The sequence below is a fragment of the Colwellia maritima genome (assembly GCF_022669015.1).
In the GTDB taxonomy this organism is placed as follows: Bacteria; Pseudomonadota; Gammaproteobacteria; order Enterobacterales; family Alteromonadaceae; genus Colwellia; species Colwellia maritima.
The window spans coordinates 86,155-97,939 of sequence record NZ_JAKKSL010000001.1; the positions used below are offsets into that span (position 1 = coordinate 86,155).

Genomic DNA, 11,785 nt, shown 5'->3' on the forward strand with positions numbered 1-11,785 from the left:
GTTTCGTTCAGCTAAAATAAGCAACACAGAAATACTAACCCTCGCTTCGAAAGAACCGAGGGTTTTGTTTTTTTGGAGCATAATTTAAAACACTAAGCAACTTTTGGAAATATCATGACTGACAGCAAACCGTTAACTGGCGGCGGATTACTATTTAACATACTTGAACAACATGGCGTTCACCATATATTTGGATATCCTGGTGGCGCCATCATGCCTATTTACGATGCTTTATATGACAGCAATGTTAAGCATTTTCTTTGTCGACATGAACAAGGTGCCGCTTTTTCAGCAGTCGGTTATGCAAGAGCCTCAGGTAAAATTGGTGTTTGTATGGCAACGTCAGGTCCTGGTGCCACTAACTTGATTACAGGTCTTGCAGATGCGCTTGCTGACTCTATTCCTCTCGTTGCTATTACAGGTCAAGTACCTACTGCAGCAATGGGCAGTGATGCTTTTCAAGAAACAGATATTTTTGGTTTATCGCTTGCTTGCACCAAACATTCCTTTCAAGTTCATCACGTAGATGAATTAGAAGATGTATTACACCAAGCCTTCGAAATAGCGCTTGAAGGCAGACAAGGTCCAGTACTTGTTGATATTCCAAAAGATGTACAAATGGCCACGGTAGTACAAAACTTCAAATCAGCGGCACCACTTAAAAATAAAGTGAAATTGCCACTTGCCGACATCACTAAAGCACTGGATTTATTAACTCACGCCAAGCAACCTATCCTTTATGTTGGTGGCGGTGTTGGCATGGCAAATGCCATTGATGAAGTTAGAGCATTTGCAAAAACTACTGGCATTCCATCAGTATCAACATTAAAAGGCTTAGGTGCTTTAGATAACACTAACACAAACTATTTGGGCATGTTAGGTATGCATGGTACCAAAGCGGCCAACTTAGCCGTTCATGATTGTGATTTATTGATTGCGGTTGGTGCTCGTTTTGACGATAGAGTTACTGGGAAATTGAACCAATTTGCCCCTGATGCCAAAGTAATACATTTTGATATTGATATCGCTGAAATAAATAAACGTAGACAAGCTGACGCCCCTATTCTAGGTGATTTAAAAGCAAACTTGCCATTATTGACCATGCCACTCAATATTGAACCTTGGCAAGCCCAAGTTCAACAAATGAAAAGTGACTTTAAATGGCGATACGATCACCCAGGTGAGCAAATTTATGCACCCGCCGTATTAAAAGAAGTAAGCGACTTAATGCCGAAAAACACTTGTGTTACAACCGATGTTGGTCAACATCAAATGTGGGCGGCACAGCACATGGGATTTGACGATCCTGCTAATTTTTTAACCGGTAGTATGGGTACAATGGGCTTTGGTTTACCTGCAGCAATTGGCGCGCAAATCAGCCGACCGCATGACACGGTAATAGCCGTATCAGGTGATGGTTCAATCATGATGAACGTACAAGAATTAGCGACAATTAAACGTTATCAAATTCCAGTTAAAATTGTTCTTATTGATAACGCAAAACTTGGCATGGTACGCCAATGGCAAGACTTGTTTTTCGATGGTCGATTAAGTGAAACTGATTTAGCTGATAACCCCGATTTTTGTATGTTAGCGACTGCTTTTGATATCAAAGCAAAACAAATAACGAAAAAAAGTGAAGTCACTGAGGCAATTAACGAAATGTTAGACCATGACGGTCCTTACTTATTACAAGTAAAAATTGATGCCTGTGATAATGTTTGGCCGTTAGTACCACCAAACAGTGCCAACAACGAGATGATGGAGAGTGCTTAACATGAATAACTTGCCTTTGAATAAATATACATTAATCATCATGACCGATGATAAACAGGTTGTACTAGAAAGAATTTTACAAGTAACTCGTTATCGTGGCTTCTTAATCGATGGTATAACCGCCGGCGTTAATAATGCTAACAACATTGCTACTATTGAATTATTAGTCAGTAGTGATCGCCCTATTACGCTGTTAGTTGACCAAATTAATAAACTAGTCGACATCAAAAGTGTCAAAGTAGACAATAAAACGTCACAATTAGCTAGTAAAAAAGAGTGTAGTGCTTAAACCATTAGTTTCAAAACATTAACAGCCTGTTATTAATGATAATGATTGCTCATTGTAAAAGTACACTTTTCGTAGTCAGTTGGCATTGTAGCCATAACGGATATATTTCCTTTATCTACCCACCAACTGATTACGATTACAATAATTAGCAGTACAAAAATTTAGAAAACCCCAAACACTATTTTAAAAGTCTATTTGCTGAATATTTTCACCGAATAAACTTTCAAAATATAATTAACTACTTTATTTTCAAACGGAACCCAATATCATGCCTAAATTAAGATCAGCAACTTCAACCCAAGGCCGTAATATGGTCGGGCGCTCGCGCTCTATGGCGTGCTACAGGAATGACTGATGGCGATTTTGGTAAGCCTATCATAGCCGTGGTCAATTCCTTCACACAGTTTGTACCAGGCCATGTACATTTAAAAGACATGGGACAACTGGTTGCCGGCGCTATTGAAGAAGCCGGCGGTGTTGCCAAAGAATTCAATACAATTGCCGTAGACGACGGGATTGCTATGGGTCATAGCGGTATGCTTTATAGCTTACCTTCACGTGATTTAATTGCCGATTCAGTCGAGTATATGGTTAATGCTCATTGTGCTGATGCCATGGTGTGTATTTCTAACTGTGACAAAATTACCCCAGGTATGATGATGGCAGCTATGCGCATTAATATTCCTGTTATTTTTGTGTCAGGTGGGCCAATGGAAGCGGGTAAAACTAAGTTATCTGACCAAATCATTAAACTTGATTTAGTTGATGCGATGATTCAAGGTGCTGATCCTGAAGTGAGTAACGATCAAAGTGATCAAGTAGAGCGTTCAGCTTGTCCTACTTGTGGTTCATGTTCAGGTATGTTTACCGCCAACTCAATGAACTGTTTAGCCGAAGCACTCGGCTTAGCCTTACCTGGCAATGGTTCTATGTTAGCGACTCATGCAGATCGCAAACAATTATTTTTAAATGCCGGGAAACAAATCGTTGAGCTAACTAAACGTTATTATCAAGATAACGATGATTCAGCCTTACCTCGTAATATCGCTAATAAAAATTCTTTTGCCAATGCCATGTGCTTAGATATTGCTATGGGCGGTTCAACAAATACTATTTTGCATCTACTTGCCATCGCCCAAGAAGCAGAAATAGATTACACCATGGAAGATATGGATAAGTTATCACGTCTTGTGCCGCAACTCTGTAAAGTCGCCCCCTCTACCCCTGAATATCACATGGAAGATGTACATCGTGCGGGTGGTGTCATTGCCATTTTAGGCGAATTAGCTCGTGCTAACTTACTAAAAACCGATGTACCTAACATTTTAGGTACCACGTTGGCTGATGTGATTGCTAAATATGACATCACTTTAACTGATGATGAAGACGTTAAAAAATTCTATCGTCGCCCAAACAGGCATTCGTACTACCAAAGCCTTTAGTCAAGATTGTCGTTGGGATACATTAGATGATGATAGAACAAATGGTTGTATCCGTAGTATTGATAATGCATTTTCAACTGAAGGCGGGTTAGCGGTATTATCTGGCAATATTGCCATTGACGGTTGTGTAGTAAAAACCGCAGGCGTAAGTGACGACAACCTTATTTTCACTGGTCCTGCCCATATTTTTGAAAGCCAAGATGATGCTGTTGCCGGCATTCTCGACGGTAAAGTAGTTGCCGGTGAAGTCGTTGTTATTCGTTACGAAGGCCCTAAAGGCGGACCAGGCATGCAAGAAATGCTTTACCCAACCACTTACTTAAAATCAATGGGATTAGGTAAAGAATGTGCCTTACTGACAGATGGTCGTTTTTCAGGTGGTACATCAGGTTTGTCTATTGGTCATGTTTCTCCAGAGGCAGCTGATGGTGGTGCTATCGCCTTAGTTGAGCAAGGCGATATTATCCATATTGATATTCCTAATCGTTCAATTGAATTTCAAGTAAGCGATGAAATAATGGCCGAGCGTAAAGCCGCAATGGAAGCCAAAGGAATCAAGGCATGGAAACCTAAAGACAGAATTCGTCCAATTAGCTATGCATTAAAAAATTACGCCATGTTAGCAACTAGTGCTGATAAAGGTGCTGTAAGAAACCGTGATTTACTCGACGGACTTGTGGGTAAATAATGACGAATACGCAAAGCAAAGCATTGCTCGCGCAACACGCCGAGCAACTTGATTATTTAAGACGCATACTGCTTGCGCCTGTTTATGATATAGCTATTGAAACAGAGCTGACTCACTTAACAAAATTATCTACCCGTTTGAATAATCACATTTATTTGAAACGAGAAGATCAACAACCGGTGCATTCCTTTAAGTTACGAGGGGCTTACAACAAACTTTCTAATTTAAGTGAAGCTGAATGTATTCATGGGGTTATTGCTGCTTCAGCAGGTAACCATGCTCAGGGTTTAGCGCTTGCTGCTAGTAAATTAGGCATTAAAGCCACTATAGTTATGCCTAAAACTACCCCAGATATCAAAGTCGACAATGTTCGACGTTTTGGTGGTGAAGTGCGCTTAGTAGGCAATAGTTTTAATGAAGCACAAGAAGCCTCTATTGAATATGCAAAAGCGGAAAATAAAACGCTGATCCACCCTTTTGACGATGTAGATGTTATTGTTGGACAAGGCACAGTAGCTAAAGAGCTTTTACAGCAACATGCTAAAACTGATGTTGTTTTTGTTCCTGTCGGTGGCGGTGGTTTACTTGCCGGCATCGCTGTTTATTTAAAGCAATTAAGTCCTAACACTAAAATTATTGGTGTAGAAGCCGAAGATTCTGCGTGTTTAAAAGCCGCCTTAGCCGCAGGTAAACCTGTAGATTTACCTCAAGTAGGCTTGTTTGCTGATGGGGTTGCAGTAAAACGCATTGGTGAGCATACGTTTAATTTAATTAAACAATACTGTGATGATGTAATTACTGTAAGCACCGATGAAATTTGTGCTTCAATTAAAGATATTTTTGAACAAACGCGTGTTATCGCTGAACCCGCAGGTGCATTGTCGTTAGCGGGATTACAAAAATATTGTGCTACAAGTGAGAAAACAGATCAGTCTTTAGTTGCCATACTATCAGGCGCTAACATGAACTTTCATAGTTTACGTTATGTTTCTGAACGTTGTGAATTAGGTGAGAAAAAGAAGCAGTGCTTGCGGTAACAATCCCTGAAGAGAAAGGCAGCTTTAAACGTTTTTGCCAAACCATTGGCAATAGAGCGATTACTGAATTTAATTACCGCTATACAGGTGAAGCAAGTGCGAACGTTTTTGTTGGTGTTCGCTTAGGCGGCAATCCACAAGAACGCCAACAAATACTCGATCTATTAATGAAAGCTAACTATCAAGTGAATGACTTCACCGATAATGAATTAGCCAAATTACATGTTCGCTATATGATCGGTGGTAAAAACAAAACCGAGAATATGAATGAACGTCTATTTAGTTTTGAATTTCCTGAGCATCCTGGGGCATTAGAAAAGTTCCTTGATGCTATGGGTGGAATTTTCAATATCACACTCTTCCATTACCGAAATCATGGCGCAGCATTTGGGCAAGTACTCGGTTTTGAAGTCAGTAAGGATAAAGAAAGTGAATTTTTCGAGCACTTAAATGCCTTAGGTTATCAGTTCGAAGAAGCAACAGATAATCTTGCCTATCAGGCTTTTCTGAACTAAAAACCCTCATCTTTATTTACTCTATTTAAAGAGATGGCTTTTGCATTTTAGTTAAACAACTTAGCGACTATTCAAAGGGGATTTATATCCCCTTTATCATTTTTTCCCTCCATAAAACACTCACTTCAAGCTCACCAATTCTATTAAATTTATTCTCATATTAACGAGCTTAAAACAAGTAAAATTTACGTTTATTACGCTTCTAACCAAAAAACAAAAACACTATATATTGTGCTAAATCAAATAAACAATACAACATATAGAATTACATTGACAAGCATGTGATTTCGATCAACTATTGAATTCAATATAAAAAAGGGTGTTTGTCTGTTTTTAAGCACTCATTTCACTGCACTATGCAAAGCAAAGCAAAAAATCATGAGAAGATAAATAATGAACAATGAGATAATTGACGAAAAAGTGACGGAAGACACTCTCACAACATCAGCAGTTTTTGACCCTAAACATTTACAACTTGCATCTCAAGATATTTGGCGTTCAAAATACCAATTAAAAACCTCCTCTGGTACACCTGTTGACCATAGCGTTATCGATACATTTGAACGTGTTGCAAAAGCAATTGCAAACGTAGAAACAACCCAAAGAAACAACAGAAATACCGTGAAGAATTTCTATGGGCATTAATGAATGGTGCAGTGCCCGCAGGACGTATTATTTCCAATGCGGGTGCCGACGAGCAGAAGCCTACGGCATCAACCATTAATTGTACCGTTTCCGCCACCATTGAAGATTCAATGCAAGGTATCGTGGGTGAAGCAGTCAGTAAAGCCGCTTAACACTCAAAGCGGGTTGTGGAATTGGTTATGATTTTTCAACCATTCGCCCAGACGGCGGTTTTGTTGCAGGGGCAGGTGCAACCACTTCAGGCCCCTTACCCTTCATGGATATCTTTGACACCATGTGTAAAACTGTTTCCTCTTCTGGTGGTCGTCGCGGTGCCCAAATGGGCACAATTGACTGCCAACATCCCGACATCATGGAATTCATCAAAGCGAAACGTGAAGATGGCCGTTTACGCCAATTTAACTTATCTATTTTAATTACCGACCCATTTATGGAAGCCGTCAAAGCTGATGCCGATTGGCAATTAGTTTTCCCTACCAATAAAAATGAAATTAGTCAGTTAGGGCTTAACTTTGATCCTGATAATAATACTGATGACGTGATCTGGCGAGAATGGCCGTTAACGATGGACGGTTACATAGTAAACCATCCGGTGAAACGGCCTGTAAAGTGTACAAAACAATCCGCGCAAAAAATTTGTGGAACATGATCATGAATGCAACTTATGACTATGCGGAGCCAGGGTTTATTTTAATAGATAAAGTGAATGAATATAATAACAATTGGTTTGCCGAACTAATTAGGGCAACCAATCCCTGTGGAGAGCAGCCATTACCGCCAAACGGCTCTTGCTTATTGGGGTCAATTAACTTAACTGCCTTTGTCAGTAATCCATTTACCGCACAAGCAAGTTTTGATTGGGAGCGTTTTAAAAAAGTTGTTCGTATTTTCACTCGCATGTTAGATAACGTGGTAGAAATTAACGGTTTACCCTTGCCTGAGCAAGTCGCTGAAATTGAAAATAAACGCCGCCACGGCATGGGGTATTTAGGTTTAGGCTCAGCCATGACCATGCTTGGTATGAAATACGGTAAAAACAATTCAGTAGAATTTACCCGAGAAGTAACTAAACACCTTGCATTAGAAGGATGGCGCGAAGCAACAAAACTAGCAAAAGAAAAAGGGGGGCGCCCTTCTTAAACGAAATGTATACCATCACTGGTACTTTATTACGTAAACGTCCAGAGTTAGCAGAAAAATACAAGTTGGGTGATCAAGTTAAAGGGGTTGAATTACACGTTAACTACAGTCGATATATGAAAAATATTGTGGTTGAATTAGGTGAAAAATGGGTAAAAGAGGCTCTTGCAACAGGGCTGCGATTTACTCACCACAGCTCTATTGCTCCAACAGGAACCATTGCCTTATCATTAGGAAACAACGCTAGCAATGGCATAGAACCAAGTTTTGCCCATGATTATAAACGTAATGTAATTGTCCCAGGAAAATCTACCAAACAACAAGTGAATGTGCGTTCTGCCGAAGTTTTAGCGTACGAACGTTTGATGAAAAGTACACATGGCGCTGATTGGGAATTACCTATGAGCAAAATGGGCTCAGTGTTGTCATTAGACTTATCTCAATTACCTGAAAGTTTTGTTGATACCTCTACCGTAACCCCATCAGAACATGTCGCAGTACAAGCCGCAGCTCAGCAATGGATTGACAGCTCTATCTCTAAAACAGTTAATATTCCAACAGATTTTCCTTTTGAAAATTTTGAAAATGTTTACCTAGAAGCTTATACAGAAGGACTGAAGGGCTGCACTACTTTTCGCTTTAACCCTGAAAATTTTTCAGGGGTGCTTGTCAATGAAACCGATCTAGCCAACACCGAATATCAGTTCACCGTTGAAGGCGGCGAAGTAATCACTGTTAAAGGCAATGAAACTGTTATTTATGAGGGGCAAGAGCATATTGCCTCAAACCTATTTGAGGCAATAAAAGAAGGGCAATACGGCCGCTTTTAGCACCTGATTTTTAGTACATTAACTAGATGCCTATTTATACAAAAGCAAGTAAGCAACAGTATATTTTCGCTTACTAGTAAACTTAACTTATTCGACTGGATTCACTATCAGTTATTTAACAGAGATACCTCATGACACAACCATTTTCAACACAAAAGCCGATTGAAATCAGTAAAAAAATTATCGGTGTAGCTGTAGTAAATAAGCAAGACCTTGCTTTAGACAAAAAAAATAACACGCAAGCAATCCCAGAAGAATCACCTCAGTCTATCGAGGTTATTGAAAAAACCACCCGCCCTAAAGAACTCGATTCTAGAACTTATAAGATTAAAGCATCAGCAGGATATGATCACGCCTACTACGTGAGCATTTCTAACGTTGTGCTTAATGAAGGTACAGATTTAGAAGAAGTTCGTCCTTATGAAATATTCATTAACACCAAAGACAAAATAAATGTTCAATGGGTACATGCCCTAACCTTTATGATGTCGGCTGTATTTCGTAAAGGGGGTGAATACATGTTTTTACTTGATGAGCTACGAGAAGTCTCCTCACCTAATGCAGGTTGGTTCGGGCAACATACTCGGGGTGGTAATCCAAGGTACATTGAGTCAATGGTTTCAGCTATTGCTGATACTATTGCTTATCATGTAGAAAAAACTTGCGGTGTTACAGTTGAAGCGATTGAACTATCAAACGAAGCCAAAGCCATTATTGAAGAAAAAAAGACTGAATACTTACAAAGTCATAACTCGACTATTACCTCAACGCAGGTAGATAATGAGGACGCCGGCATGCCCAATGCGTTTGGACTGCCCAAAGTGTAAAGTACGCAATGCGGTAATCAAACTTGACGGTTGTTTAACTTGTGTCTCATGTGGTGATTCAAAGTGCGGTTGATGATATCAGCATTATCAGCAATTAATACCCACTAACATGAAATACTAGACTCCCCTGACCATAAAAACACTATATATTGTGCTAGATAAAAAACAAAACACATATATAGAAAAACATTAACAATAAAGTTGATCTCGATCAACTACGAACACCCTTAAAACACTATATATTGTGCTAACAAATAAAACAAACACAATATATAGGTTTTCACATGGAGTTCAATTGCCTCCCTCCCTCTGTTGTTTTTCAAGAAGTACCTAACGAAATCAGTTTATGCTTTAGCATTACTGGCTGCAAAGTTGGCTGTAAAGGCTGTCACAGCACAGAATTGTGGAACGAAAATTATGGCAGTGCACTAACCAACAAAGCGTTTATTACATGGCTAAAAAAATACCAAGGCCTAATTAGCTGTGTGGTATTTTTTGGCGGTGAATGGCAACGACATGCATTAATAGAAAAACTACTTATTGCCAAAAATTTGGGGTTGAAAACATGCCTCTATTCAGGTGAAAGATATATCGATATTAATATCTATCAACATTTAAATTTTTTAAAAACAGGGCCATGGCAAGCCGAACTTGGTGGCTTAGAAAGCAACACCACTAATCAAATTTTTCGTAACGTCAACACTGGCGAAACGCTTAATCATTTATTTATAAAGAATCATTTAAACAAGTCAAACAATCACTCAACAAAAGAAGGAACCAACAATGTTGCGGCTTAATGAAGAACAAATAAACAATAAAAAAGATTTCATCTACCATTATTTTTTAGCAAAAAATGCTGCTGATGGTTCAAAAATGGATGCCAACGCTAATGTTAGCCATAAAAATATTGCAACATTAGAAGCAGAATTATTAAAAGATTGCTTTGTGCAAATAAACCGCGCTTTAGTGCAAGATAAAATCCGTGAAACCTTCAACGACGAACTAGCCAACGAATACTTACGACAAATTGAAAATCATGAAATATACGTACATGATGAAACCAGTTTAAAACCCTACTGTACCTCCGTCAGCATGTACCCATTCTTACTAGACGGTTTAACAAAACTAGGCGGTGAGTCAAAAGCACCTAAACATTTAGAGTCATTTTGTGGCTCTTTTGTGAATCTTATTTTTGCTATTTCAGCACAATTTCTTGGCGCTGTGGCTACCGTTGAATTCCTTACTTATTTTGATTATTTTGCTCGTATTGAATACGGAAATAATTATTTAACTACCCATACTAAAGCCATAGAAAATCACCTACAACATGTAGTTTATGCTATTAATCAACCCGCAGCAGCACGTGGTTATCAAAGTGTTTTTTGGAATATTTCATTATTTGATCAACATTATTTCGCAGCCATGTTTGACGATTTTGTTTTTCCCGACTTCAGTAAGCCAAACTGGCAAACAGTAGAAAGCCTACAACAATTCTTTCTTGGTTGGTTAAATCAGGAACGCGAAAAATCAGTACTAACATTCCCCGTTGTGACTGCCGCGATGTTAACTGAAAACGGGCAGTGTAAAGATTTAGATTTTGCTCGCCAATTAGCTGAACAAAAAGCACAAGGGAATTCTTTTTTCATTTACTTATCAGATAGTCCTGATTCTCTTGCCTCTTGCTGCCGGTTACGCAATGAAATTTCCGACAATACGTTTTCCTATACCTTAGGTGCAGGTGGTGTTGCCACAGGCTCAATTAACGTTATTACGTTAAACATGAACAGGCTTGTGCAAGACGGTCGTGATCTGCAAACCGAAATTGAAAAAATTCAAAAATACCAAGTTGCTTACCGTAAACTGATGGAAGACTACAAAGCCCAAGGCGCTTTATCTGTTTACGATCCGGTTTTATTACCCTTGATAAACAGTTTTTAACCATTGGCATAAATGGTATGGCTGAGGCAGCAGAATATAACAATATCACGGTGAGTAATAATCAAGCTTATAAAGACTTTGTTAGCAGTCAGCTAAAAGTTATTTATAAAGCCAATCAAGATGCCAAAAAACGTTATGGTTATATGTTTAACACCGAATTTGTACCTGCCGAAAATCTGGGCATTAAAAATGCTAAATGGGATAGTAAAGATGGTTACCAAGTCAATCGTGATTGCTACAATTCTTACTTTTATTTAGTGGAAGACGACAACACCAATCATCTCGATAAATTTGTACTGCATGGTAAGGAAATTACCCAATATTTAGATGGTGGCTCAGCTTTACATTTGAATTTAGATGAAACGTTATCTACCGAAGCGTATTTAAAATTATTTAATGTGGCTGCAGTAACAGGCTGCAATTATTTCTGTACCAACGTAAAGATCACCATATGTAATGCATGTGAAAAAATAGATAAGCGTACTTTAACGCATTGTGATGCCTGTGGAAGCGATAATATTGACCATGGCACACGTGTTATCGGTTATTTAAAACGGGTAACCGCTTTTAGCCAAGGCCGCCAGAAAGAACATGCATTACGTTACTATCACAAAAATGCACCCAAACATGAACAAAATACAACAGCTGCCTAGCAACT

The 11,785-nt window shown here is 38.9% G+C and carries 8 protein-coding genes and 4 pseudogenes; all 12 read left to right on the plus strand.

Annotation, left to right across the window (positions count from 1 at the left end):
* The first annotated feature begins 114 nt into the window (after positions 1-114).
* Positions 115-1,776, plus strand: coding sequence for an acetolactate synthase 2 catalytic subunit (gene ilvG / locus L3081_RS00445; RefSeq protein ID WP_242282721.1), 1,662 nt, complete (start codon positions 115-117; stop codon positions 1,774-1,776).
* A gap of 1 nt (position 1,777) precedes the next feature.
* Entirely contained in the window at positions 1,778-2,065 is a 288-nt protein-coding gene (gene ilvM / locus L3081_RS00450) for an acetolactate synthase 2 small subunit (protein ID WP_242282722.1), read from the plus strand.
* A 268-nt stretch (positions 2,066-2,333) separates the two neighbouring features.
* Positions 2,334-4,195, plus strand: a pseudogene (gene ilvD, locus L3081_RS00455) (dihydroxy-acid dehydratase).
* Positions 4,195-5,747, plus strand: a pseudogene (ilvA, locus tag L3081_RS00460) (threonine ammonia-lyase, biosynthetic). Before ilvD ends, ilvA begins: the two co-directional pseudogenes overlap by 1 nt.
* Before the next feature lie 393 nt (positions 5,748-6,140).
* The gene (locus L3081_RS00465; RefSeq protein WP_242282723.1) at positions 6,141-6,392 is read left to right on the plus strand and encodes a hypothetical protein; all 252 of its coding nucleotides are present in this window, start codon (positions 6,141-6,143) and stop codon (positions 6,390-6,392) included.
* Positions 6,392-6,544 carry a hypothetical protein gene (locus L3081_RS00470; protein ID WP_242282724.1) on the plus strand — a complete coding sequence of 51 codons (153 nt, stop codon included), beginning with the start codon at positions 6,392-6,394 and terminating at the stop codon, positions 6,542-6,544. Before L3081_RS00465 ends, L3081_RS00470 begins: the two co-directional genes overlap by 1 nt.
* A gap of 11 nt (positions 6,545-6,555) precedes the next feature.
* Positions 6,556-7,041: pseudogene (locus L3081_RS26025) on the plus strand (hypothetical protein); the annotation flags it as partial.
* 2 nt (positions 7,042-7,043) lie between these two features.
* Entirely contained in the window at positions 7,044-7,532 is a 489-nt protein-coding gene (locus L3081_RS26030; RefSeq protein ID WP_274620255.1) for a hypothetical protein, read from the plus strand.
* Between the two features lie 5 nt (positions 7,533-7,537).
* Complete coding sequence (locus tag L3081_RS00480) at positions 7,538-8,362, plus strand: hypothetical protein (RefSeq protein WP_242282725.1); 825 nt, start codon at positions 7,538-7,540, stop codon at positions 8,360-8,362.
* Between the two features lie 131 nt (positions 8,363-8,493).
* Positions 8,494-9,189 carry a hypothetical protein gene (locus L3081_RS00485; RefSeq protein WP_242282726.1) on the plus strand — a complete coding sequence of 232 codons (696 nt, stop codon included), beginning with the start codon at positions 8,494-8,496 and terminating at the stop codon, positions 9,187-9,189.
* A 284-nt stretch (positions 9,190-9,473) separates the two neighbouring features.
* The gene (gene nrdG / locus L3081_RS00490) at positions 9,474-9,986 is read left to right on the plus strand and encodes an anaerobic ribonucleoside-triphosphate reductase activating protein (RefSeq protein WP_242282727.1); all 513 of its coding nucleotides are present in this window, start codon (positions 9,474-9,476) and stop codon (positions 9,984-9,986) included.
* Positions 9,973-11,780 (plus strand): annotated as a pseudogene (nrdD, locus tag L3081_RS00495) (anaerobic ribonucleoside-triphosphate reductase). The gene nrdG and the pseudogene nrdD overlap by 14 nt, the downstream one beginning before the upstream one ends.
* The last annotated feature ends 5 nt before the right edge of the window (positions 11,781-11,785 follow it).

Excerpts from the sequence above, each read along its gene's own strand:
- L3081_RS00480 (WP_242282725.1), top strand. The coding sequence starts at position 7,538 with ATGTATACCATCACTGGTACTTTATTACGTAAACGTCCAGAGTTAGCA.
- L3081_RS00465 (WP_242282723.1), top strand. The coding sequence starts at position 6,141 with ATGAACAATGAGATAATTGACGAAAAAGTGACGGAAGACACTCTCACA.
- ilvM (WP_242282722.1), top strand. The coding sequence starts at position 1,778 with ATGAATAACTTGCCTTTGAATAAATATACATTAATCATCATGACCGAT.
- nrdG (WP_242282727.1), top strand. The coding sequence starts at position 9,474 with ATGGAGTTCAATTGCCTCCCTCCCTCTGTTGTTTTTCAAGAAGTACCT.
- L3081_RS00485 (WP_242282726.1), top strand. The coding sequence starts at position 8,494 with ATGACACAACCATTTTCAACACAAAAGCCGATTGAAATCAGTAAAAAA.
- L3081_RS26030 (WP_274620255.1), top strand. The coding sequence starts at position 7,044 with ATGAATGCAACTTATGACTATGCGGAGCCAGGGTTTATTTTAATAGAT.
- ilvG (WP_242282721.1), top strand. The coding sequence starts at position 115 with ATGACTGACAGCAAACCGTTAACTGGCGGCGGATTACTATTTAACATA.
- L3081_RS00470 (WP_242282724.1), top strand. The coding sequence starts at position 6,392 with ATGAATGGTGCAGTGCCCGCAGGACGTATTATTTCCAATGCGGGTGCC.